The sequence below is a fragment of the Nocardia sp. IFM 10818 genome, assembly GCF_054655275.1.
This window is the reverse complement of record NZ_BAAHJH010000001.1, coordinates 2,469,639-2,491,735: the sequence shown is the minus strand read 5'-3', so window position 1 is coordinate 2,491,735 and position 22,097 is coordinate 2,469,639. Positions and strand designations below refer to the sequence as shown.

36 protein-coding genes are annotated in these 22,097 nt (G+C 62.1%); 13 read left to right on the top strand and 23 right to left on the bottom strand.

Translation table 11 applies throughout. The features are described from left to right. Positions 1-8: 8 nt before the first annotated feature. From ACYQ5L_RS11330 to ACYQ5L_RS11280, 11 genes are all read right to left on the bottom strand, one after another. On the bottom strand, positions 9-776 hold the full coding sequence (locus ACYQ5L_RS11330; protein WP_459957324.1) for a metallophosphoesterase: 768 nt from the start codon (positions 774-776) through the stop codon (positions 9-11). Further along, positions 773-1,321 carry a hypothetical protein gene (locus ACYQ5L_RS11325; RefSeq protein ID WP_459957323.1) on the bottom strand — a complete coding sequence of 183 codons (549 nt, stop codon included), beginning with the start codon at positions 1,319-1,321 and terminating at the stop codon, positions 773-775. Before ACYQ5L_RS11325 ends, ACYQ5L_RS11330 begins: the two co-directional genes overlap by 4 nt. Before the next feature lie 26 nt (positions 1,322-1,347). Continuing rightward, positions 1,348-1,626: a glutaredoxin family protein gene (locus ACYQ5L_RS11320; protein WP_459957322.1), complete on the bottom strand. Its 279-nt coding sequence runs from the start codon at positions 1,624-1,626 to the stop codon at positions 1,348-1,350. Continuing rightward, a complete protein-coding gene (locus ACYQ5L_RS11315; RefSeq protein ID WP_459957321.1) occupies positions 1,623-2,189 on the bottom strand; it encodes a toprim domain-containing protein in 567 nt (188 codons plus the stop codon). The genes ACYQ5L_RS11320 and ACYQ5L_RS11315 overlap by 4 nt, the downstream gene beginning before the upstream one ends. Continuing rightward, the gene (locus ACYQ5L_RS11310) at positions 2,098-2,535 is read right to left on the bottom strand and encodes a CHC2 zinc finger domain-containing protein (protein WP_459957320.1); all 438 of its coding nucleotides are present in this window, start codon (positions 2,533-2,535) and stop codon (positions 2,098-2,100) included. The genes ACYQ5L_RS11315 and ACYQ5L_RS11310 overlap by 92 nt, the downstream gene beginning before the upstream one ends. Then, positions 2,487-2,906 (bottom strand): endonuclease VII domain-containing protein, encoded by a 420-nt coding sequence (locus ACYQ5L_RS11305; protein WP_459957319.1) that lies wholly within the window; start codon positions 2,904-2,906, stop codon positions 2,487-2,489. Before ACYQ5L_RS11305 ends, ACYQ5L_RS11310 begins: the two co-directional genes overlap by 49 nt. A 65-nt stretch (positions 2,907-2,971) precedes the next feature. Further along, positions 2,972-3,739 (bottom strand): AAA family ATPase, encoded by a 768-nt coding sequence (locus tag ACYQ5L_RS11300; protein ID WP_459963396.1) that lies wholly within the window; start codon positions 3,737-3,739, stop codon positions 2,972-2,974. An 84-nt stretch (positions 3,740-3,823) separates the two neighbouring features. Then, entirely contained in the window at positions 3,824-4,057 is a 234-nt protein-coding gene (locus tag ACYQ5L_RS11295; protein ID WP_459957318.1) for a hypothetical protein, read from the bottom strand. A gap of 24 nt (positions 4,058-4,081) precedes the next feature. Then, the gene (locus ACYQ5L_RS11290) at positions 4,082-4,873 is read right to left on the bottom strand and encodes a RecB family exonuclease (protein WP_459957317.1); all 792 of its coding nucleotides are present in this window, start codon (positions 4,871-4,873) and stop codon (positions 4,082-4,084) included. Further along, positions 4,866-5,180 carry a hypothetical protein gene (locus ACYQ5L_RS11285; protein ID WP_459957316.1) on the bottom strand — a complete coding sequence of 105 codons (315 nt, stop codon included), beginning with the start codon at positions 5,178-5,180 and terminating at the stop codon, positions 4,866-4,868. The genes ACYQ5L_RS11290 and ACYQ5L_RS11285 overlap by 8 nt, the downstream gene beginning before the upstream one ends. Next, entirely contained in the window at positions 5,177-5,686 is a 510-nt protein-coding gene (locus tag ACYQ5L_RS11280) for an XRE family transcriptional regulator (RefSeq protein WP_459957315.1), read from the bottom strand. Before ACYQ5L_RS11280 ends, ACYQ5L_RS11285 begins: the two co-directional genes overlap by 4 nt. A gap of 298 nt (positions 5,687-5,984) precedes the next feature. Between ACYQ5L_RS11280 and ACYQ5L_RS11275 the strand changes: the two genes are divergently transcribed. Beyond that, positions 5,985-6,398 carry a hypothetical protein gene (locus ACYQ5L_RS11275; protein WP_459957314.1) on the top strand — a complete coding sequence of 138 codons (414 nt, stop codon included), beginning with the start codon at positions 5,985-5,987 and terminating at the stop codon, positions 6,396-6,398. Then, positions 6,395-7,135, top strand: coding sequence for a hypothetical protein (locus ACYQ5L_RS11270; RefSeq protein ID WP_459957313.1), 741 nt, complete (start codon positions 6,395-6,397; stop codon positions 7,133-7,135). The genes ACYQ5L_RS11275 and ACYQ5L_RS11270 overlap by 4 nt, the downstream gene beginning before the upstream one ends. Here the strand turns inward: ACYQ5L_RS11270 and ACYQ5L_RS11265 are convergent. The 12 genes from ACYQ5L_RS11265 to ACYQ5L_RS11210 all read right to left on the bottom strand — a co-directional run bounded on the left by ACYQ5L_RS11265 (position 7,106) and on the right by ACYQ5L_RS11210 (position 12,284). Then, positions 7,106-7,474: a hypothetical protein gene (locus tag ACYQ5L_RS11265; protein WP_459957312.1), complete on the bottom strand. Its 369-nt coding sequence runs from the start codon at positions 7,472-7,474 to the stop codon at positions 7,106-7,108. The genes ACYQ5L_RS11270 and ACYQ5L_RS11265 overlap by 30 nt on opposite strands. Next, the gene (locus tag ACYQ5L_RS11260; protein WP_459957311.1) at positions 7,471-7,659 is read right to left on the bottom strand and encodes a hypothetical protein; all 189 of its coding nucleotides are present in this window, start codon (positions 7,657-7,659) and stop codon (positions 7,471-7,473) included. The genes ACYQ5L_RS11265 and ACYQ5L_RS11260 overlap by 4 nt, the downstream gene beginning before the upstream one ends. Further along, complete coding sequence (locus ACYQ5L_RS11255; RefSeq protein WP_459957310.1) at positions 7,656-7,907, bottom strand: hypothetical protein; 252 nt, start codon at positions 7,905-7,907, stop codon at positions 7,656-7,658. Before ACYQ5L_RS11255 ends, ACYQ5L_RS11260 begins: the two co-directional genes overlap by 4 nt. 78 nt (positions 7,908-7,985) lie before the next feature. Next, a complete protein-coding gene (locus tag ACYQ5L_RS11250; RefSeq protein ID WP_459957309.1) occupies positions 7,986-8,270 on the bottom strand; it encodes a hypothetical protein in 285 nt (94 codons plus the stop codon). Beyond that, the gene (locus ACYQ5L_RS11245; RefSeq protein ID WP_459957308.1) at positions 8,267-8,845 is read right to left on the bottom strand and encodes a hypothetical protein; all 579 of its coding nucleotides are present in this window, start codon (positions 8,843-8,845) and stop codon (positions 8,267-8,269) included. Before ACYQ5L_RS11245 ends, ACYQ5L_RS11250 begins: the two co-directional genes overlap by 4 nt. Before the next feature lie 2 nt (positions 8,846-8,847). Continuing rightward, positions 8,848-9,093: a hypothetical protein gene (locus ACYQ5L_RS11240; RefSeq protein WP_459957307.1), complete on the bottom strand. Its 246-nt coding sequence runs from the start codon at positions 9,091-9,093 to the stop codon at positions 8,848-8,850. A gap of 70 nt (positions 9,094-9,163) precedes the next feature. After that, complete coding sequence (locus tag ACYQ5L_RS11235) at positions 9,164-9,496, bottom strand: hypothetical protein (protein WP_459957306.1); 333 nt, start codon at positions 9,494-9,496, stop codon at positions 9,164-9,166. 46 nt (positions 9,497-9,542) lie between these two features. Continuing rightward, positions 9,543-10,088: an antirestriction protein ArdA gene (locus tag ACYQ5L_RS11230; protein WP_459957305.1), complete on the bottom strand. Its 546-nt coding sequence runs from the start codon at positions 10,086-10,088 to the stop codon at positions 9,543-9,545. A gap of 84 nt (positions 10,089-10,172) precedes the next feature. Continuing rightward, entirely contained in the window at positions 10,173-10,421 is a 249-nt protein-coding gene (locus tag ACYQ5L_RS11225) for a hypothetical protein (RefSeq protein WP_459957304.1), read from the bottom strand. 11 nt (positions 10,422-10,432) lie between these two features. Then, positions 10,433-11,257: a hypothetical protein gene (locus tag ACYQ5L_RS11220; RefSeq protein WP_459957303.1), complete on the bottom strand. Its 825-nt coding sequence runs from the start codon at positions 11,255-11,257 to the stop codon at positions 10,433-10,435. A 66-nt stretch (positions 11,258-11,323) separates the two neighbouring features. Then, the gene (locus ACYQ5L_RS11215) at positions 11,324-11,506 is read right to left on the bottom strand and encodes a hypothetical protein (protein ID WP_459957302.1); all 183 of its coding nucleotides are present in this window, start codon (positions 11,504-11,506) and stop codon (positions 11,324-11,326) included. A gap of 604 nt (positions 11,507-12,110) precedes the next feature. Continuing rightward, a complete protein-coding gene (locus tag ACYQ5L_RS11210; RefSeq protein WP_459957301.1) occupies positions 12,111-12,284 on the bottom strand; it encodes a hypothetical protein in 174 nt (57 codons plus the stop codon). Between the two features lie 1,013 nt (positions 12,285-13,297). On the opposite strand from ACYQ5L_RS11210, the gene ACYQ5L_RS11205 reads away from it, so the two are divergent. The 11 genes from ACYQ5L_RS11205 (at position 13,298) to ACYQ5L_RS11155 (ending at position 22,046) form a co-directional block, all read left to right on the top strand. Continuing rightward, the gene (locus ACYQ5L_RS11205; protein ID WP_459957300.1) at positions 13,298-13,723 is read left to right on the top strand and encodes an HNH endonuclease; all 426 of its coding nucleotides are present in this window, start codon (positions 13,298-13,300) and stop codon (positions 13,721-13,723) included. Positions 13,724-13,752: 29 nt separating this feature from the next. Continuing rightward, positions 13,753-14,178 carry a phage terminase small subunit gene (locus tag ACYQ5L_RS11200; RefSeq protein ID WP_459957299.1) on the top strand — a complete coding sequence of 142 codons (426 nt, stop codon included), beginning with the start codon at positions 13,753-13,755 and terminating at the stop codon, positions 14,176-14,178. An 85-nt stretch (positions 14,179-14,263) separates the two neighbouring features. Beyond that, on the top strand, positions 14,264-14,590 hold the full coding sequence (locus tag ACYQ5L_RS11195; RefSeq protein WP_459957298.1) for an LtfC-like domain-containing protein: 327 nt from the start codon (positions 14,264-14,266) through the stop codon (positions 14,588-14,590). Further along, positions 14,590-15,510 (top strand): phage tail fiber repeat family protein, encoded by a 921-nt coding sequence (locus ACYQ5L_RS11190; RefSeq protein ID WP_459957297.1) that lies wholly within the window; start codon positions 14,590-14,592, stop codon positions 15,508-15,510. The genes ACYQ5L_RS11195 and ACYQ5L_RS11190 overlap by 1 nt, the downstream gene beginning before the upstream one ends. A 3-nt stretch (positions 15,511-15,513) precedes the next feature. After that, positions 15,514-16,224: a hypothetical protein gene (locus ACYQ5L_RS11185; RefSeq protein ID WP_459957296.1), complete on the top strand. Its 711-nt coding sequence runs from the start codon at positions 15,514-15,516 to the stop codon at positions 16,222-16,224. Between the two features lie 68 nt (positions 16,225-16,292). Beyond that, positions 16,293-16,607, top strand: coding sequence for a hypothetical protein (locus ACYQ5L_RS11180; protein WP_459957295.1), 315 nt, complete (start codon positions 16,293-16,295; stop codon positions 16,605-16,607). Positions 16,608-16,653: 46 nt separating this feature from the next. Further along, positions 16,654-17,484 (top strand): N-acetylmuramoyl-L-alanine amidase, encoded by an 831-nt coding sequence (locus ACYQ5L_RS11175; protein WP_459957294.1) that lies wholly within the window; start codon positions 16,654-16,656, stop codon positions 17,482-17,484. Positions 17,485-17,537: 53 nt separating this feature from the next. Further along, entirely contained in the window at positions 17,538-18,098 is a 561-nt protein-coding gene (locus ACYQ5L_RS11170; protein WP_459957293.1) for a cutinase family protein, read from the top strand. A gap of 20 nt (positions 18,099-18,118) precedes the next feature. Next, positions 18,119-19,795: a hypothetical protein gene (locus ACYQ5L_RS11165; RefSeq protein ID WP_459957292.1), complete on the top strand. Its 1,677-nt coding sequence runs from the start codon at positions 18,119-18,121 to the stop codon at positions 19,793-19,795. Further along, positions 19,795-21,216, top strand: coding sequence for a phage portal protein (locus ACYQ5L_RS11160; RefSeq protein WP_459957291.1), 1,422 nt, complete (start codon positions 19,795-19,797; stop codon positions 21,214-21,216). Before ACYQ5L_RS11165 ends, ACYQ5L_RS11160 begins: the two co-directional genes overlap by 1 nt. Next, positions 21,213-22,046, top strand: coding sequence for a VG15 protein (locus ACYQ5L_RS11155; RefSeq protein WP_459957290.1), 834 nt, complete (start codon positions 21,213-21,215; stop codon positions 22,044-22,046). Before ACYQ5L_RS11160 ends, ACYQ5L_RS11155 begins: the two co-directional genes overlap by 4 nt. Positions 22,047-22,097: the final 51 nt, after the last annotated feature.

Here is a 22,097-nt window from a genome sequence, read left to right as displayed (position 1 = left end):
GTCAAGTTTCAGACCTTCCAAACTTCGCCGTCGACCGTGAACTTGCCCGCCGTAATCGGCACCAGCTCCGGCTTGACATGGTTGCCCTCCACGGTCAGCAGGCCGAAGCCGAGCTGCCAGTTTCCGGTGCCGCCTTTGAGGTACTGCGCCTTCTTCATGTCCATGAGATTGCCGACTTCCATACCGGTTACGGTGCGGTCGACAACACCGCCGACGCCGTTGGTGTAGGAGGCGATGCCCATGCGATGGGTGTGGCCCATGATCACCGAGACGCCGAACTTCTTGGCCGCACCGAGGGCTGTTCCGCCCGCGACCTGGGATAGTCGGATGCCTCCACGGTGGCCGTGGGTGGTGATCCAGTTCGGGGCCACCTTGTGGAATTCCGGTAGCAGTTCGATGCCGTAGCTGTCGAAGTCGAGAAGTACATCGATATCGAACGCGCCGGACTCCGCCAGGGCGGGAGCGTATTTGGCGAGATAGGTTCGCGCCCGCTCGTCGTGGTTGCCCTCGTGGACGCCGATCGGCCCGTCGTAGACCTCGCGTAGCGGCTCCAGGAAGTGGCGCTTGGCCTCTTCGGAGTCGGCGAACACCGAGCCCTCGAACTCTCCGGCCGTGCCCTTGTTCCACCGGCTGGGCTGGGGGAAGTCCATCAGGTCGCCGATGTGGATTACCTCGTCGGGTTGGTAGTCGCCGATGAACCGGATCAGCGCCCGCACGGCCTTGCGGTCGTCGTAGGGGATCTGGGTATCGGAGATGATGACGATTCGTTTGCTCAAAATGCCTCGCTCTCAATGACTTCGATGAACGGGCCGTAGCTTTCGTCATCTTCGATGGTGTAGTTGAACCACTCGGCGAAGTCGCCTTCGCCCTCCGACCGCCAGGTCAACCGCCCCCCGGATTCCCATCGCCATTCGTCTCCGTCGATGTCGCGGACGATCACCCCTAGCGGGATGCCGAACAGCGAATCGAACTTGCGCGGCCCGGGCTTCTGGTCGACGCCGAGCAGCCAGCGCTGCGTGGGCACGTAGGGCACGCCGATCCACTCGTGGAGGCTGTTCATCCATTCGTCCAACCTGGCGCTGACAGCCTCGTCGGCGGCCTTCTGGACCGCCTCCAGGCGGCTGACCTCGCGGTCGATGAACCACATGGCCTTGCGGAGGTCTTCGAGGGGGTTGCCCTTGTTCTTGCCGTCGAGCCGGGTCGATCGGGCGATGTACTGCAACGCCTGCCCGCCGTTGCTGGTCAGGTGCTCGCTGATGTCGATGACCTGAGCGCCGTTGGAGAAGCCCTGGTAGTGAGCCGGGTTGATGTTGTCGGTCACGCAATCCGTCCATTCATTGTCAAGTTTCAGTGCAGGAAAGTGCCAGGTCCGTAGACTGTCGGCGAGGACTCGGCGTCGATGAACGCCTGAACCTTCGGTTTGGTTTCGGGAGTGAAGCCGCTGACGTGTTCCTTGCCGTATTCGATGACCGGCGTCGATCGGGCACCGAGGGTCTCGACCACGTACTCACGCGCCAGGTGATCGGTGCTGATGTCGAGAACGGTGAAGTTCACACCGGACTCCTCGATCATCTTGATGACCATCTTGCACGGCTGACAGCCAGGCTGGCTGTAGATGTAAATCATGAGATCCTCTCCAGCAGAGCAGCTTTGCCCTGACTCATGACGAGGGAATTGACGTCCTCGCCCGGCGGGCAAGGAATGACTTTCGCGTTCGGCAGGGACTTGGCCACGGTGTTGGCGAAGCGGTGGCCCGCCTCGTCGCCGTCAGCGAGCACGAACACGTCCCGATACCCGAGGAAGGGTTCGCGGAAGTGCGGCTGCCATGCTTCGGCCCCCGGCACTCCGACCGTGGGGATTCCGCATACCTGCGATGTGATGGCGTCGATTTCGCCCTCGGTGATCGCGACGACCGGACTGTGCTCCAGCAGAGCCTTGGTGTTGTAGAGCCGGGGCCGGTCACCGGCCACAGTCATGTACTTGCCGTGCCCCTTGTGGTCGTGGTCCTGGATGCAGCGGAACCTGATGGAGACCACCGAGAGCCGTTGATCGCTGGACCAGCGCAGATACGGGATTGCCAGTGATCCGCGGTGCATCTCATGACCAGGGAGTGGATCGGCCACGTATCCGAGGGCGAACCCGCTCATGGCTTCCCGGATGCTGGGGGCCATCAGGCCGCGTGTCGCCAAATACTCTTCGGCCGGAGACCCGGCCAGGCTTCCTTCGTACCGCTGGGCTGCTGCCCGGAGAAATGCCCTCTGCGATTCGGACAGCCTCTGCATAACTCACCTCCTCCTGGTGTCGAATGATCGCTATCGCGTCGCCCTTGACCGGGCAGGCGAAGCATTTGAATGCCGCGTGGGCGTAGGAGACGCTCGCCGAAGGCGAGTCGTCGCCGTGGAATGGGCACCGGCATCTGATCCACTCGTTGCGGCCCGCCTCGGGCGGAACCCATTCAGGGTGGTACCGGTGGATGACCTGGGTTATCAGCGCCTGCCCTTCACCGGCGCTCCGCCCTCCGGGACGATCCGGCATCCGATCACCTCCACAGCAGGCGGATGACTCAGGTATCGCTTGCCCCGGTCGAAGGCTTCGGGCTCATCTCTCAAGTGACCCAAGACATTCCGGTTGCACATGGTGCAGAGCAGGCCGCGAACCATGCCGGTGGCGTGGTCGTGGTCGACGCTGAGTTTCTTGCGTACGCCGGTCGCTCGTCGGCAGATGGCGCACTTGCGGCCCTGGGCCTCATAGATCGCCCAGTACTCCTCCTTGGTGATGCCGTAGGTCTCGCCGATGTGCTTCTCGTGGGAGTAGTCGCGGCGGATGGTTCGTTTCTTGCGGTGGTGCGTCGCGCAGCGCGGCCCCGGATGTGGAGCCTTGCGTTTGGTCGTGATCTCTTCCTTCACGCAGTCGACGCACACCTTGGGCTTGACGGCCCGGCGGCGTGTCGCCACTCAATCTCCGTTCATTGTCAAGTAGTTGAGTAGAGGAAATCCCGGATCTGCATCGTGTCGCCGATGAACTCCAGCTCAGCGGCGTCCACTCCACTCGGGTCGGACTTGCCGCCGCGGTTCTTCACCGTGGAGACATAGAGGGTGTCCACGCCGTAGTCGGCATCGGAGGTCTTGCGATGCAGGGTGAGCACCATCTCCGGCACGCGGGTGATCTGCCCCTTAACGCCTGACAGCGGAATCGCTTTATCGGCATCGTTGTAGGTGCCGGTGACGTGATGCAGGCCGATCACGCAGCCGCCGGTCTGGCGGCCCATGTCATGGAGGTAGTCCATGAGGCTCTCCAGGCCTGAGAACGGGTCATCGTCGCCGTCACCGCCGGAGCGAACGTTGGTCACGTTGTCGATGACGATCAGCACGGGGAAGTCCCCGTACACCTCGTCATAGGCGAGCATCGTGCGTTCGATGTCGTCCAGGGTTGGGCTGGCGTTGTAGTTGAACCGGATCGGAATCCCCTGGAAAAGTCCGGCAGCGTCGCCGAGCTGGCCGCCGCGAACGGCTTCGGCCGACTTCTCCAGCGGCCACCCGGTCAGCATCGCCACCGACCGCGAAGCCTGGGTGAAAGCATCGCTATCCGCGCTGAAATACAGCGTCGGCACCCGCGCCCGCAGCGCCAGCGACAACACGAACGCCGACTTGCCCGTACCCGGCCCCGCGCTCACCAGAACCAGCTGGCCGCGCAGGAAGCGCGTCCCCTTCTCCTCCAAGGCTTGATAGACCGTGGGCAGCGGCTCACCGGCCGAACCACGGATGTAGAGACTTTGCAGTGGGGTGTAAATGTGTTGTCCTCCTCACTTTCTTCGGCGCCGGGGCTATGAAGCCTTCTTGATCGCGGCGTCATGGATGGGCACCCCGTGCCGGCTGGCTTCGCCTTCGGCGTCCAGCGCCGATTGCAGAGCCTTGACCAGCTCGGTTCCCTTCATGCCCAGTTCATCGGCAAGGGCGAAACCCGGAATGCCGTTGCGGTGCATCCGCAGCACGGCGGCTGTCTCGTGTGGGGCGTGCGCCGACGTCAACAGGGGGTCATTGGGGTCGAGTTCTGCCACTCAATCTCCGTTCATTGTCAAGTTTCAGCCCATGGCAAACGCACACGACGCCTTCACGTCGCAGAACCGGCACTTGTCCGGGTCGGGCTTGGGTTCGAATCTCTCCGCCCGGATGTTGCCCTCCAGCTCGTGGAACGCCTCGGTGACCCGTTCACGGGTCCATTCACCAATCCGGTAGTCCTTGGTCGGCTTGCCTGATCGGCCCATCCAGTAGTCGCCCACCTGCGGCGGGTCGATGCCGTACTCATCAGCCAGCGCCACCGAGTAGACGCCCAGCTGAAAGTCTCCGCCTGGCTGATTTCCAGTCTTGTTGTCGCGGACTCGAACCTCGTCGCCGTTCTGGATCACAGCGTCGATGTAGCCGCGAACCCTCACGCCGTCCAGGTCGATGTTGAAGCCGAGTTCGATGCCGGGCGTGCCATCAGGAGCGATCCAGATGACCTCTTCGGGATGGCGCTCGTACCAATCGAGGTACTTGGCGACCTGCTCCAGGCCGATGCCGTACCGGCGTTCGATATCACGCTCGCCGTTGTAAGGCCCACTCCAGAACCAGAATTCGAAGTTGGGAGTGCGTTCGGTGTACTTGGCTATCTCGGTCGAGTACTCCTCCCGAAACAGATCCTGAGCTGCTTGGAGGGTCATGGTCCGCTCGGACCGTTCATACATCTCGGCCACGGTGTGAACTGCGGAACCTTGCGCCAGCCATGCAGCCGGGCGCGACCATACGCGGTCGATGCGTGCGAGTTTGTATGCGTACGGGCATTTTTCGTACTGCTGGAGTTGGGAGACGCTTCGATGCGCGAGGGGCTTACTCATAGCCCGGCACTCGGAAGAAGTGGACGGTGCGGATACCCGCACCGAACATCATGGATTCGTCTTCCACTTCCTCCACGATGGAGGGTTCTGCACTGTCGTAGAGATCCGCGACCGGCTGAAACAGATCATCGTCCAGCCGGACCGCGTTGCTTCGGTACACCATCATCGTCCACACCGCGGTGGACACCATCCTCGTCGTCACGAACAGCAACGACGGTACCTCGATAGATAAGTGAGTGAAGGCGTGCTCAGCGAGAAACTCGCGGGGATCGGCGGTTGGCGCTTGTGCACCGACCTCCGATGTCACGGCTCTCTGGGCGGGAACCTCCATATGATCTTGCCTTCCTCATTCATTGCCGTGTGCTCGTTGACACGGATCAACAGGTCCCCGTCTTCCGCGGCGCGCGGCCGGTAGGCGAAGCCTCCGACCGAACTCACCCCCGGCTCGGGGGGAAGCGCAGGGTCGAACTCGACCACAACGTTCTCGTCGCGGAGCTTCTTGTAGAAGTTGCGGAGTTTGGTCAATTTCTCGGCGGACATACCTTTTCCGCCAGTAGCCATGTATTCAGCGTGATTGCGCAGATTTCGCGCGGGGGCCATCTGCCCCTGCTGCGTGGTAAGAGTCCAAGGGAAGTTCTTCAATACCCTTTCGCGAGGAGTCTCGCTCCCGCCGTAGGTCTTCTTTATCCAGGAAACGTATTGCCTGGTCACGCCGTACATGTTGGCGATCTCGGACTGTGTAAGTCCTTGGTTCTTCAAGCTCTCGACAATCGCCAGCGTCAGCTTGTCTGAGCCCTTGTCGGTTTGTTCCATGAAAATGCCCCCAAACCTGTTCTGTTGTCGCGTACGGTCCCGTGGACCGTACCAAGATACTCTTCATTGTCAAGTTACCCCTTCCTCCCCTTGAGTTGACCCACGCCCCGGCGCGCGTGTCGCGTGTACGGCGGTTCTGATGCGCCAATCCTTCTTGGTCATGCGCCCAGCAAAGCATGGGTTACCGCATTATTGCAACTCGCCAACGCAGAAGTGCGGCACCCAGCACCTCGCGTGTGACACAAAACCCCAGTTACAGCGTTTCAATCACGCCTTGAACTGCGAGTACGATGCCTCCATGCATGGCGGATTTCAGGGATGGGCGAAGCAGATTTCGGGCGACAAGAGCGAGCTGGCTATCGCTCAGCACATGGATGTCAACCCGAGCAAGGTCAATCGGCACCTGTTCGACGCCACCAGACCGCCTGTCGCGCAAACAGTTATCGACTTCTGCCTCGCATTCGGAGTCAATCCAGCCGAGGGATTGATCCAGGCCGGGCTAGCGCCGGCCGAAGCGTTCCGACTTCCCATTGTCGGGGACCGGCCAGCCGTCAGCGACGCGCTCAGGTCGGCCACCAACGGGCAGTTGGTGGAAGAGATCTCGCGCCGCCTGCTGGAGACAGAGCAGCCCGCCGCCGTTGTACAGGACGAGGAGCCAGCCAAACCTCCGCTTAGCAAGCGCACCCGAACAGCGAGGAGGTTGTTGTCATGACTGCAACAGCCGAGTACGCACTTCACGTCCCCACCGCAGTGCTATGCGCGGGAGTCGCGGCCACGCGCATACCTCGATGGAAGTACCATTCCACGCGCCCGACAACGGTCATGCTGGCCGCGCTGGCGGCATTGAACGCCACCGTTCCGTTCTCCCTCATGCGACATCATCTGGCCGGAACCGGCTGGGACACGGCGCTGTCGTACCTGTTCGCCGTCTTGGCCTCTGCCGCCATGATCTACCTGGCAGCCCGCGCCTTGACCTACACGCGCAAGCTGTGGCTGACCCACATGGCCGCGGTCGTATGCGGCGGATTCATCGGTGCCTACATCAGCGTCGCCCTGCATTACGAAGGCGCCGTCCAGGAGCAATTCCTCTTGGTGATCACCGCGTGCATCACCACGACTTCCGGAGCCTTCCTGTTTGCATCAACCCTCCCCGCGATTGCAGAACGCGATATCCCCTTGTATGCGCGGCTTACTCTTGTCCTGCTCGCAGCGGCGTCGCTGCTGTGGGCAAGCGGAGGTGCGGTACGGTTCGCCGAAAATGTGCCGTTCCACAACGCGGCTCTCTCGCTGCTACAGCATCTTCCGACCGAGACACCTGCTACGGGAGCAATCCTCTTCGCCGTTGCGGGCATCCTCAGCCTGAATGTGAACTGGCGCGACGAAGCGCCGTTGGAACCAGAACCCGACGACAGCGGCTCGTCAGCCGTAGACCACCTCGCCGAACAGTGAAATCTGCACGACCATATCGGCGATCTCGGAGTCGATATCGGGATGGCCTCCGTAATCGGGGGAGCAGGTGTTGAGCCGATCGGCATGGACGATCGCTTTGCGATAGCGCTCCGGCAGGCCGCCGACGCTCGCCTTCGAGACCAGACTCAATCCTTCGGCGATCGTGTCGATGTCGACGTGGTACTTCTCCCCGTGCTCGTAGTCCACGATCACCGCGTGAGCGTGCGGTGCCTCGTGCAGGTACTTGCGTAGCTCCGACCAGTAGCCGATGCCTCCCTCCACCGCTGTGGTCAACACGTCGGTGAGGAACTCGATGCGTTCCGGGCTGCGCGTGGTCATTCCGAAACCTCTTGCACCGAAACGAGTTCCGAGTCGCCGGAGTACTCCGAGCAGTGTGACGCCTTCCAGCTGATCTGCTCCAGCACCGCGGATTCGTCGGTCAGATCCAGGTAGTCCGGAACCTCGATGGTGTCGCGGTAGTACTCGACGGTGCTCCACTGCACAGTGATGGTCTTGGTGTTCATTCCCCGTCCTCGTCTTCGTTCTCGCAGTGGTCACCAGCGCAGCGGCAATGCGCGTCGCCGCACTCATCGTCCTCCGCGTGCCAGTCGATCCAGCTCTCGGCGGCGTCGTCCCGTCCGCAGGCACGCAGCAGCTCGGCCAAGGCTTCTACCTCGGAGCACTGGAAGCTTGAGCCGACATGTGCAGCGGCTTCCCAGTTGTCGAATACCTCCGCGAATTCCTTTGCGGCATCAATGATTTGAGTACTCATGTCTTGTTCCTGTTCTGTTTCGTAGCTCACACCACCCCCCGGCCGGCAAAGCTCCGGAGGGTGTAGCGAACCCGCGAATCAGCTGGTCAGCAGCAGCGGCAAGTCTTCATTGACAAGGCGCTGACGGCGCGGCTTGAACTCGCCCTGTCGACGGGCGTTCGCGATGCCTCCCCAGCTATGAGCGATCACCAGCTTTCGACCGCAGGAGAGGGTGTACCAGTCGACCTCCCAGTACACGCAGAGCCCGACCGCCCAGCAGCCGCCGAATCTCTTGTGAGACCAGAACTCCAGATGAACGGCCTCGCACGCCTGCATAGCTTCATCGACATCCTTGGTCGTGAAGCGTCGAGCCTTCTTGGTCATCCCAGGAGATCCGCCAGGACCCTAGCCAGCGTGCGCGATTCCTCCGGCGGCAACCGTATCTCCCAATACACCTGCCCGTCCCGGACCGCGAACTCACCACCGCGGCCGTTCTCGCCGAACTCTCCACGCTTCAGCCCGGCCATGAAGTTGGCCCGCATCGCGCCGGTCAGATCCGCTTCGGTCGCTCGATCGTCGGCAGCCTGCTGACGAAAGCTCATCCATGCATCACGAGCCACGGCGTAGGCGTGCTCGTAAGTGGGCATCAACCGGCGGTTGATCTCTCGGGCGATCATCATTGGAGACTTGGACAGCGAGATGTTGATCTCGATATCTCGGAACTGCCGGGGTAGGTGGTCCTTCGCGTCGCCGTACTGGGGAAACACGCGGATCATGCCGCGCGGCACCGAGTACAAGCCTCGGCGAGACACCAGCAGCAGCTCCATTCCGTGGGGACCGGTGATTGTTGCCCGGCCTTCGTTGCTGCCGAAGCCTTCGGCGTACCAACCTGATCCGATGTGGTGAGCCACGCTATCGGCGATGGCGAAAACCGAGTCGGCGTGCTCGAACGTAGTCATGTTCAGTCCTCCGAGAAAAATCGCTGGACCCACTCGGGGCCGAAGTCTCCGAACCTGTTCGGATCTTCGATCCGGCACCATCCGAACGGCTCGAGGTACATGAAGATCGGTCCATGAGGTGACCGGCGGACAAAGCTCACGACCTTGGTTGGCTCGTCTGGGTAGGCCACGGGAACCTCGTACAGCACCTGGTCGGCGATGCCTGTGATTCGCCGAATCTTGCCGAGCGTCGGCGTTGTCTCGTTCATGTCATTCCTTCTCAAGGCATACAAAAAGCCCCCTAGGTCAAACCCAGGGGGCTAGCTGTATTCGGTTGTCTTACTTGGGAAGTCGATCCAGGATCGCTTGCAGCATGTCTTTCTGAGACTTCAGCAGCACGCGATTTTCCGATAGCTCCCGTTCGATGCGGCCGAGCCGCGTGTCTACGTGGCCGAGTCGCAGATCCACCAGGCCGAGCCTGTTGTCCACGCCCGCCAGGCGTTCGTCCATACCTGCTAGTCGGGCATCGACCAGGCGGAAGTGCTCATCCAGCGCGTCGAGGTGACTCGATGCCTCGGCCTGCCCTGCCACCAACTCCCGAAGCTGTTGCTTGGTCACCTCGGCCTGCCCCTCCAGATCAGCGACTCGCGTTTTCAGCGAAGCCTGTGTCATGTGTTCGTCCTCCCGTTGGGTGTGAGTCTACGTGTGGCGTGGGTGGTCAGTGGTTCCAGAACAGGTGGCCCTGGGTGTAGGTCATGTCTCCGCCGGTGATGAGATCGCGGCCATACGCCTCGTAGTCGAAGTACATGCGGACGGTTTCGGGGAGTCCGTGCAGCATGTCTTCTACGGCGTCGTATGCGTAGTCTGTCGGGCTGATCTCTCCGATGTACGCATCGCGGAAGTCGGAAACAGCGTCGGTCAGATCTCCGAGAGAATCCCAGCTCACCACGTCTTGCATGTAAACCGTGAACGCTTCGGCTTCCCCGTGACGTTCGAGTTCGTTCAGGGTTTTCGCCAGGTCGAAGACTTCATCGAACCGCGCCCATTCCGAGAGCTTGAATCCTTCGAAGCCTTCATAGTCGTGGATGGCCCATTCTTCGGCCACGATGCCTTCAAACCGTGCGGTCGGAGACTTGCGGAGCATCCGATCCACAGCGGCTAGCAGGTCTTCACCATCGCTGTATTCGAGCACGTCAAACCACTCACCATGCAGGCGGCCAGCGTTGTAGTCGGTGAGGCTGGCAACGTAGATGCTCGCGGTCATGAGTCTTGCCTTTCGATCATTGTCAAGTAGGGATGAACAGCGAACCCGCCGGTCCGAGCGATGCTCGGGCCGCAGGCAAACCTGTTAATCCAGGTAGAGGGTCGAAGCTCGCGGGTCGTACTCCACGACTTCGCGGATGAACGCACTCTCTCGGGTGCATCCGTCGTAGGACTCGCTATCGAATTCGGCGAGATCGTCGTACAGGTCCGGGTAACGATCGAAGTTGTCGAGGTCGGCCGGGTCGAAGTCTTCCGGCACGGTGACCTTGAGCGTGTGGTCACAGATCTCGGTCCACTCGAGGATGATCGTCTTCATTCCGGCGGGGGTAGTCATTGTCAAGTCTCCTAGTCGGCGATGAGATTGCGCTTGCGAAGGTCGAACGTTGCCTCTTGCCACCAGCCGTTGCGGACGGTGACGACGGTTCCGATGCGTGCGGCGATCCATTCAGGGATGACGTCTTCACCGAAGTTGGTGGCAGACCAGTCGTACATAGTCGGGTATCCGCCGCCGTGCCCGTAGTCGAGCAAGCCTTCCCACACCAGCGACTCGATGATCTGCTCAGCAGCCTCGGTCAATTCATCCGCACCGATGGCTTTCCGCACGGCACGGTGCATGTCGTCGCGGCCATACGAGTCCCAATGCTCTTGGATGGCTTCCTGTTCGACCTTGCCGTATTCGTCGTCGTCGAGGACCGGATAGTTCTCCAGGGCATCGAGGGTGTCGGTCATGCCTTCCGGTGCCTCGGAATCGAGGTCAAGGGCAATGAAGTCGCAATTGGAGTACGGGCCATCGCTCAGGCCGGGAGCATCGCCCCACTGCTCACGCAGAACCCGGTAGTTCGCATTGCCGATCGCGTCATCCTGGCCGTAGGAATCATTCGCCTCGGTCCAGTTCACGATCAGCAAGTCTTTGTAGTCGGACCGGTAGCCCTTCACATAGAACTCGGCGAAGTGGTCACAGCGCTTGCGCCAATCCTTGCCATACACAAACGCCATCTGGCCACGGACAGAGTTGGCGAACCCTTCGGTGCCGCCGTCATAGTGCTTCGCCACGTAGCCAGCGACATCGGAGTCTTTCCAGTCGTAGGCCACGTGGTCGGTGTGGTCATAGATCCACTGCCGCGCCTCGTTGATCTGGTCAACGTCAAGGGCAGGAAGAACCGCAGTCATATCTATTGCCTTTCATTGTCAAGTCATCAGGAATGGACAGGGCGCGGCCCTGCCCAAACCTGGTGGCTAGACCATGGCCAGGTCGGAGTCTTTGCGCATGATCACTCGGTACGGTGCGTAGAACTGGGAGACTCGGCAGTCAGAGCAGTCGTACCGATCCTTCGGAAGAAAGCCCTTCTCCATGGGGACATGCAGGCCCCAGTACTCCATGGCTTCGCCGCATCCCTTGCATTCGACATAGTTGGGCATGATTACTCCATTCATTGTCAAGTTGCCAACCAAAGGCAGGGGCATCCCCTGCCGAAGGCAAGCGACTCGCATCGCTTTCACTCCCCTTACCTACCAGGCCCGTTTCTGCGGGTACCGGCGTTCCTGGTCACGTCTCAGGTGACCTTGCTCCCAGCCTCATCGCTCATGGCCTTGGCATGACCATCGCTCTTCTGGGAACCAGTGGGTTCGCGCTCTATGTTCAGTTCTCAAAGTTCACGTGGAGACGATCCCTTCAGGCTTGCGGCCTGAAGTTTCTCGCCCCGTTGGTGATTCCAACTCTATCAGCCGGACCGTTCATTGTCAAGCTGGTGTGAATCTAGGTAAAGGCCGGAGCCTTTATTTCGAATTCCGATCGGAGCCTATCAAATTCGCCGTTCATTGTCAATCCTTGGTGTGTAGTGTTGCTGCCTAGCTCTCAAACCCTTCACGCTTTAGGGTTCCCAAGCACCATTTGACAATTGTTCGCCGATCAAAGGCTCTCACGTCATCCGGAGATTCACACTATTGAGTTAATCAAGGATCGCGCCGGAGATTCCGGCTGAACGGCTCTCACCCAATCATGAGAGCCGATCATTGTCAAGCTCTAGCGAGGCTCAATCGGCCCACAGATCAGATTGCCCATGGTGGCGCAATTCCAGCCGGACTCATCTTCCATGATGATTCCGTCGCCGTTGTCGTCGCCAGGTAGCGCCGCATCCGCATTCGGACCGATCAAACCTAGCGCCGCTGCGATAGCGGCAGCGATTGCGATTCCCACTCCGTTCACCTCCGTTCGTTCTCGGTACGACTCATAAGGTAATCGCCCCGCCGTTCATTGTCAAGTCGAATGACATACCGCCCGGTCGCGGTGGCTACTGCACAACAGGGACGCATGGCAGGGGTGCGCACAGCGGGGGTGTACGGGGGCAGGGTGCGCACGGGTGAGGGACAGGGGCAGCAGAGAGGGGGGCAGGGGCAGGGGCAGGGAGAGGGGCAGGGGCAGGGGCAGGGGCAGGGGCAGGGGCAGGGAGAGGGAGAGGGGCAGGCAGGCAGGCAGGGGCAGGCACGGGGGCAGGTGCGCAGGGGCAGGCAGAGGCAGGAAAGGAACGCGCGTGTGCGCGAGGGCGCGCGACTGTAGACCCCTGGGCCCGCCGATCCAAATCGCCTGGTCAGCGCGGTTACCGGCCAGTAACCTACCGGCGGGTACCCAGGGGGGCGCACCCCCGCCCGTACGCGCTAGATCGGCACGTAATGCGCCCGCCCGGTTATGTACGGGTTTAGAGGCCATGAAATAGGAAAAGCCCTCACCATCGAGGCAGGAGCCTTTTCATTTCGGCCACGGTCGAAAGGTCGCTCCCGTTAGCCGGCATGGCGATACGATCCCTACCATGAAGATTAGAACTATCACTCTAATTGCCGCGTCCTCACTCAGCTTCCTAGCATTCGGGCTGCCCGCTACCGCGGAAGCAATACCCGAGGGCTGTAGATCTTTTGAATACTATAATCCGGATGGAGGAGGAGCATTTTGCACCCAAGGATCGGGATGGGTTCGGGTGGTAATCCGATGCTATGACCAAAGCGATAGGCCATATGAGGATTACGGCAACTGGGTGAAGGTTGGGGAAACCTCTTCAAGGAACTGCGGCTATGGCGATTGGATCGACGATGCTTGGGGCGAGAAATTTGAGTGAGCTAGATGGCGTCCCGATAAGCAGGGCAGAAAGGTGTAAGTCCGATCACACTTAGCGCCCACCGGGACGGAATCGGGGGGTGTGGGACTCGTATATATAAGTGAGGGAGCGAAAGCGACCGAACGACCCTGGCGGGTCTTCCCCGAAGGGCAGCCCCTCGAAGGGCTGCCTGCCCCCAGGACCGGCCCTCAAAGGCCGGGCCGGTAACCCAGTTCCCATAGGAGGTCCATTGTCTGGATGGACCTCTTCGGATAGATCCTCCCGACTCCCTTCTGATTGGGAGTCTCGACGGAGCCAGGTGCTCCGGAGAGATAAGGGGGTCTGTCAGATCCGCTCGGCCGACTGCTGGAAGGCAGCCACCGAGGTCGATCACATCAACCGCGGAGATGACCATTCCCTGCGGAATCTGCGCGCTGTCTGCGCGCATTGTCACGCTCGAAAGTCCTCTGCCGAAGGTCACGCCCGGAAGGCGGAACTTCGGACCCGGAGGAGACGAGTTGCAGAACGTCACCCTGGGGCTCTCTGACGGGCCAGGAGCCCGTCCTCACCCAGGAGGTGGTTCTGTTGGGCTCTCGTGGCCCTGTTCCCAAACGGTCGGACCAGCGGGTCCGCCGCAACAAAGATGAGGTGCCTGTCGAATCCGTTTCGGCGCTCGGCACCGTGAAGATCCCCGAACTCGGGTTTGACGATCCTCATCCGCTGATCGTTGACCTGTTCAGATCTCTGTCCTCGTCAGCTCAGTCGAAGTACTACGAACCGAGCGACTGGCAGTTCGCGAGATTCACTCTCCATTTCGCGAACCAGCTCTTGAAGTCCGGCAGGCCGTCAGCTCAACTCCTGGCGGCAGTCAATCAGGCGTTGACCGACCTGCTGGTTACCGAGGGCTCACGCCGTCGCGTCCGGCTCGAAATCGAGCGCAACCAATCTGACGGTGCGGTCATCGACATCGCGGACCTGTTCCGCCAAAAGCTGGCTGAGTGACAGAGCCCAGTCCGGAGGGGTTGAGCCCGCTACCTGCTCCCCCTCCGGGCTGTTCCCATCTACTTGTGAAAGGAGTCGCTCCCGCATGGCTGTGATCGGCGACGAGCTACCCAGTGACACGCTGGTCCTCTACAAGGGTCGCGACTTCAAATGGTCTTTCGAGAACCTGGACGAGCGCGGCCAGGCGATTCCCTTCCCTCCCGGCCGACTGTTCTTCGAGTTCGACACCAGTCCGCTCACCACGTGGGAGTTCGTCATCACGGGCTCTCGGGCGGACCTGAAGGTCGAGCACCCGGAAGTGAACAAGGTCCCGACGCGAACCAAGTGGCAGCTGGTCTTCATGCCCGCCGCCGAACAGGCGAGCGGTGGCGGTGACCCAGTGGCTATCGGCACCGTGCGGGTGATCAGCTGATGCGCCTCCGCGGATTCCCCACCAACGGCCAGGTGTCCGTCTCGTATGTGGGCTCGCCCACAGGCGCCATTGTCGGGACGTCTCCGAAGTTCGTTGACAAGGTGCTCTCGGTCAAGGGACCACAAGGTCCCGCAGGTCCGCGAGGCCCGGCTGGTCCGGCCGGCCGGGCGTACTCGGACGTCGGACTGAAGGGCGATGCCCTGGAGTTCACCGCCACGGACGGTACCAAGAACACGGTGACGATCCCCTCGCTCGGCAATGCGGCACTCTCGGCCGCTAGTTCGGCACAGTCCGCCATTGACGCCGCCAGCTCGGCGACGGCGGCAGGTCAGTCCAAGACCGCCGCTGCCGGATCAGCAGCTGCTGCTGCACAGTCCGCCAAGGATGCCGCCGCAGCGGTATCGCAGGGTATGCCCTCCGCATCAGCAACCGTGGTTGGCGCCATCAAACTCACCGGCGATCTGGGTGGGAGTTACGACTCCCCCACGGTTCCCGGTCTCGCGGGCAAGGCCGCGAAGGTCCACACCCACGCGATGTCCGATGTGACCGGACTCCAGTCGGCACTGGACACCAAGCTGGATCAGACCCAGGTCGATGCCCGAGTCAAGGTCGGCACGGCCGCCCTGGTCGGCCAGGCCCCGACGACGCTGGACACGCTCAACGAGCTGGCTTCCGCGCTGGGCAACGATCCGAACTTCGCCACCACTGTGGCCACCCAGATCGGAAAGAAGGCCGATGCCACCCACGCGCACACCATCGCGAACGTGACCGGTCTCCAGGCCGCGCTGGACGCGAAGGGCACATCGAATCTGACCATCGGCACGACGTCGACCACCGCGCTCCGCGGTGACGCCATTCAGGTTGTCGCGTCCTTGCCTGCGTCGCCCGTCGCGGGCGTCCTCTACTGCATCCCGGAGTAGCTCTTGTCCCTGTACGTCGGCAGCCAGAAGCTGAAGACGCTCAACGTCGGCGCACGGAAGATGAAGGAAGCCTGGATCTGGAACGGCTCGGCCTGGAGAAAGGTCTACTCGTCAAAGGCGTTCTTCTCGGACAGTTTCGACCGTGCATCGCTTGGTTCGGATTGGCGTACCGTCCCGTTCGGCGAGGCGTCGATCGTGCCCGGCATCGTGGCGAACAGGATGCGCGCGGGCACCACCAGCTCGACCAACACGAACAACATCCAGGGGGCCTTCTACACGCGGCCTGTGACGTCTGATTCGTTCGCAGTCCGCGCCCGAGTCGCGACAGGGCTCAACGGCCTGTCCTGTGGGCTGGCGCTCAGGATGCCGTCCACCAACGCGAGCATGGTCTACGCCCTGCTCTCGACAGGATCGGGCTACACCGGCATCTGGTCGATGACCGGCGGGAAGTCCACGCGGCAGAGGTCTGACTCCACCAGCTCGTTTTCGGCTGGCGACATCGCCGAGTTCCGCGTGGTCGGCAACGTCTACACCCTCATCCGCAACCCGGACACCACCAACCAGGTTGTCTCGACGTGGACCGATTCGGGAAACACGATCCCGACCGGCCAAGAGTTTCGCTACGGCGGGCTCCTTGTCCAGTCCGACAAGAACTTTTTCGGGACTCAGAACTGGTCCGCGGATCTGGACGACTTCAGCATCCGGGACCTCTAGCGAAAGAAGCATCAGACATTCGTACGTCATTTGTCACTGTCCTGAAGAAGTCCGGTAAATGGGAGGCGGTGTACGTGCCGTCCGGTAGCGAGCTGGTTCACGTCGAGTCCCGACCTGAAAACGACTCCTGTGACCTCTACTTCGTCGGCGATGCGTTTCCCGAAACGCTCCCGCCGCTGATCCCGGTGGACAAGTGGCTGTTCAAGTTCGGTGGCACGACCGACGACGGGCTTGGCGCGGAGCCCTACGGCCGTCCGGTTCACCTGGAGAAGTCAGTCGTCGTCGGCAACCCCCAGTATCTCTGGCGGCACAAGGTCGGCCGGACGTTGATTGACCAGAAGCCTGACGGATTCGCCGAGGTCGGCGGCTCAACCGTGACGTAGGCGGCCTTCTCTTACCCAATTAATTGACAATGAACGGAGCTTCTCCATGCCCTGGAACGGTGACCCGAGCTGGCTAGCCGACGTGATCCGCGCCGAGGGCGTGGAGGTCCGCGAGTGGCGCGACCCTGACGGCACCCCGTGGCAGCAGATCGGCCACGGCGACTTCGGCGATGTATGGGGCGTCCTGTGGCACCACATGGGCGTGAACGACCAAGGCGCGCATGTGATTCGGAACGGCGTGCCGGGCCTGGACGGTCCGATCGCCAACATCCACCTATCGCGCGACGGCGTGGCAACCATCGTGGCCGCGGGTGTCGCTTGGCACGCTGGCGCTGGCTCGTGGCCGGGCCTACCAACCAACAATGCCAATCATCGCCTGATCGGCATCGAGATGGCAGGCAACGGTATCGACCCGTGGCCCCAAAAGTGTTGGGACGCAGCGGTAAAGATCGGCGCAGCCTTGAGCCGCAGGCTCGGCTACGGCGCTGACCGCAACATCGCCCACAAGGAGTGGGCAGGCGCGAGCCAGGGCAAATGGGACCCCGGCAACTGGGACATGCACGAGTTCCGGCGACAGATTCAGCACCGCCTGGCGGGCGGCATTCCCCAAGGAGACATCCTCGATATGAACGAATCCCAGCTCAAGGCGGTCATTTTCGACTGTCTCAAGACCTACGTCGGCCCGATCGGCTCGGACGTCAAGGACATCCGCTGGCAGCTGGTCGGCGCGCGGGACAACGTTCCCGGCGACGTCGGCTTGTCGTATCCCGGTCACCGGTTCTTCGGCAAGGGCCGCACCCTGGACGATGCGATTGCCGCGATCGGCGAGAAGCTCGGCATCGAGGGCATGTACGACCCGAAAGCGGGCCACAAGTGAGAGTCCGGGCCGCACTGGCGGTCATCGGCTTTTTGCTCGCCTCGTACTTGACAATGAACGCACCGGCGGCCGTCGCTGACGCTCCCGGTTGCGAGCCGGTGGCGGTGTTCGGCATCGGCGGTCACGACGACCCCGATGCCAACGTCTATGGACTCGGCATCCGCAAGGTGCGCTACTCGGCGTCGATCTGGCCGCTTCGGCCGGTCACCTATGACGACTCGGTTCGTGAGGGCCGGGACAACATGGTCCGCGCTGTTGAGAAGTATGCCGCCGCGTGCGGCGGCCACATCGTGGTGAAGGGCTACTCCCAGGGTGCGCGGGCAGCTGGCGACGCGATCGAGGTTCTCCAGAACGGCCCCTACCGGGATCGGCTGGCGGGCGTCCTCTATGCGGACCCCAAACGCCCCGGCGGCATTGAGCACGCCTTCCGCGGATTGTCCCTTGCCGGAATGACTTTCACCGGCCCTCGGGCCGGTTTCACCGTGCCTGTGCGCTCGGAATGCAACCCGCGAGATGCCGTCTGTGACTTCCCGCTGTGGACAGATCCGCGTCGGGCGGTCGACAACGTGCGCGGCTATCTGACCGGCGCGCACGCCTACGACGTCAACAACTAGATCTTGGAGGAGGTGAGGGAGTGAGCGCGGATAAGGAGCTACTCCCCGCCCCTCCGCACATTGTCGGCCCTACATGGCGTCGATATGAGCAGGGAGGTTTCTACCTCCCTGATTATTCCCTCGGTTGGGGGGTCATTAACTGGCTGGCCGAATATGCGAGGCAGCCGGGTGGCCCCCAGGCCGGTGGTCCCTTCCTGCCGACGCTGGAGCAGGCTCGTTTCCTGGTCTGGTGGTACGCGGTCGATGAGACCGGGAAATTCATTTATCGCAGTGGATTACTCAGGCGCCTGAAGGGCTGGGGTAAGGACCCACTGGCGGGCGCGATGGCGCTCGCAGAATTATGTGGGCCGGTAGCGTTCTCGCACTTCGATTCTGTTACCGGGCAGCCTGTAGGCAAGCCGCGGCCTTCCGCGTGGATTCAGATCGCCGCTGTTTCCCAGGATCAGACCCGAAACACCTTCACGCTTTTCCCCGCTCTGGTCTCCGAAAAGATGAAGGAGACCTATGGGCTGGATCTGAACAAGACGATTATCTACTCCAAGGCCGGGGGAATGATCGAGGGCGTCACGTCCTCGCCGCTGGCGCTGGAGGGTAAGCGGCCCACGTTCGTCATCAAGAACGAGACGCAGTGGTGGGTCGAGACCAACGACGGGCACGCGATGTCCGAGGTGATCGCGGGCAACGTCGACAAGTCCGCCTACGGCGCGTGCCGGTCGCTGTCGATCTGCAACGCCCACGTGCCCGGTCAGGACTCCGACGCAGAGCGCGACTACGACGCTTTCAACGATGTCCTCGCAGGTAAGGCCGTAGATACCGGGTTCCTGTACGACTCGCTGGAGGCCCCGGCCGGCACTCCGCTCTCGGAGATCCCGAGCCCGAAGGAAGACCCCGAAGGGTTCGAGCGCGGCGTGCAGTTGCTGCGCGCTGGCCTGATGATCGCCCGCGGTGACGCCGAGTGGCTGGACCTGGACACGATCATCGCCTCGATGCTCGACGTCCGACGTCCGGTCACCGAGAGCCGCCGCAAGTTCTTGAACCAGGTCAACGCCGCCGAGGACAGCTGGATCGCCCCGTACGAATGGGATGCGATCTTCCAGTCCACCAAGTTGGAGCCCGGCGAGCGAATCACGCTCGGGTTCGACGGCTCGAAGTCGAATGACCACACCGCCCTCGTGGCGTGCCGTGTCAGTGACGGCTGCCTGTTCCTTCTGGGGCACTGGGACCCCGAAAAGCATGGCGGCGAAGTCCCTCGCGAAGACGTGGACGCCGCTGTCCATTCCGCGTTCGAACGCTACGACGTCGTGTCGATGCGCGCGGACGTGAAGGAATTCGAGGCGTACGTCGATTCCTGGTCGCGGACCTACCGCAAGCGAATGCAGGTGAATGCGACGCCGGGCAATCCGATTGCCTTCGATATGCGTGGCCAGGCGAAGAAATTCGCCTTTGACACTGAACGGTTCCTAGATGCGGTGCTCGAACAGGAGATGTCGCACGACGGCAACCCGGTTCTGCGTCAGCAGATTCTCAACGCGAAGCGTCACCCGACAAATTACGACGCTATCGCCATCCGTAAAGCCAGTAAGGACAGTAGCCGAAAGATCGACGCCGCTGTCTGTGCCGTCCTCGCTTTTGGAGCGAGGCAGGAGTTCCTCATGTCCAAGCGCAACCGGTCCCGAAAGGCGGTGGTGTTCAAGTAATGGCTACCGCCGTTGATGTCGACAAGACACGGGACGAAATGCTGAATCTCTTCGATGAGCAGCAGTCTCCCCTGAAAGAGAACAAGGCGTATTACGAGTCCGAACGCCGCCCCACGGCGATCGGCATTGCCACTCCCCCGACCATGCGAGATCTCCTCGCGAACGTCGGCTATCCCCGCCTGTACGTGAACGCGCTCGCTGACCGGCTGGAGCTGGAGGGTTTCCAGCTCGCCGGGGCCGACGAGGCAGACGAGACGATGTGGGATTGGTGGCAGGCCAACTTCCTGGACGTCGAAGCCACCCTGGGCCATACCGATGCTCTGGTGCACGGCCGGGCCTACATCACCGTGGCCGCGCCGGACGAGAACGATCCGGGCGTCGACCCTACGGTCCCGATCATCCGAGTGGAGCCGCCCACAGCGCTGCACGCGGTGATCGACCCGCGAACTCGCCAGGTGTCCAAGGCAATTCGTGCAACCTATGACGCCGAGGGCAACGAGCTGATCGCCTCCACGCTCTACCTTCCGGATCGGACGGTGGCGTGGGTCAAGGAGTCCGGGCAGTGGAAGGTGCTGTCCACCATCAACCACGGCATGGAGCTGGTGCCGGTCATCCCGCTGACCAACCGCAACCGGCTGTCGGATCTCTACGGCACTTCGGAGATCACTCCGGAGCTGCGCTCGGTGACCGATGCCGCTGCCCGGCTGATGATGAACCTGCAAGCCACCGCGGAGTTGATGGCGGTACCGCAACGCCTGCTGTTCGGTGTGAAGGCCGAAGACCTCGGTGTCGATGGGTCGAACCCGAATGCGGTGATGGAGGCGTACCTCGCCCGGATCATCGCCTTCGAGGACCACGAGGCCAAGGCACAGCAGTTCGCAGCCGCTGAACTCCGGAACTTCACCGAGGGCTTGCAGGAACTCGCCAAACAGGCAGCCGCCTACACCGGCCTGCCGCCGCAGTACCTGTCCAGTTCGTCGGACAACCCGGCCTCCGCCGAAGCCATCAAGGCGTCGGAGGCGCGGTTGGTGAAGAACGCCGAACGCAAGGCCAAGATCTTCGGCGGTGCGTGGGAGCAGGCCATGCGGGTCGCCTACAAGGTGATGAACCCCGGCTCAGATATCCCGCCGGAGTACTACCGCATGGAGTCGGTGTGGCGTGATCCGTCGACTCCGACCTACGCCGCGAAGGCCGATGCCGCCGCCAAGCTCTACAACTCCGGCAACGGGGTGATCCCCAAGGAGCAGGCGCGAATTGATATGGGCTACACCATCACCCAGCGCGAGAAGATGCGCGAATGGGATGAGGAAGAGAACCCGATGGGGCAGCTCGCGTCGATGTACGCGGTGCCGCAGCCGGGCCAGCCCAATCCCCAGGAAGAGGATGAGGCCCCGCTCCCCGAGGAGCAGCCCGCCGCATGACGCCCGAGGAATACGCCTATCAGCAGGCGGTGATCTCGGCCGGCACGGTCACAGTCATCGAGAAGTGGCTGAAGTTCTTCACCAATCCAGCCCTGACTATCGCTGAGTGGCTCCGGCTTCTGGAACTGATTTTTCCGGAGGTCGCCACTCGGCGGCAGCAGGCCGCGGAGCTGGGGCGCCTGTTCTTTGATTCCCAACGGGCACAGCATCATCCGGCTTTGCCGCTGCATGAAGTGCCGCTGGAGCAGTACCGCTTCGAGTGGTTCGTGGAAGCGATGGAGCCCTCGCGTCGCCGGATGTCCCAGGAGGACGCTCCGGACCACGCGGTGGGCGATGTCCTGCGACGCATTGTCAAGGAAGTCGAGAACGGCGGACGCCGCCAGATCATCCACGCCGTCACCACCGATCCGGCCCCGATCGTGAAGGGCTGGGCGCGGGTAGCGACCGGCCGGGAGACCTGCGGTTGGTGCCTGATGCTGATCAGCCGCGGACCGGTGTTCATGGCTGCTGAGACTGCCGGTCTGGACCTGGATGACCAGTCCGCCAAGCGCATGATCGCCGCTGGCGAGGACGTCAGCGACTACATGACCCAGTGGCACACCGGCTGTGACTGCAAGGTCGTCCCGGTCTATAGCCGCACGAACTGGCCCGGCAAGAAGGCCGCTGAAGCGGCGCTGGAGCTGTGGGGCGACGCCACTAAGGAAGCCCGCAAGTTGATCGACTCCGGCAAGGCCCGGACCGACAACCTCAATCGTGAAGCGATCAACGCGCTTCGCCGCCGCCTCGAACGAGGCGAGATCACCATGTCCGACTTCGCATTCGCCGCGTAAGTCACCCCCCTTCCCCAGCCCCAGGTGGGCTGACGCACGTCCAGGAGACGA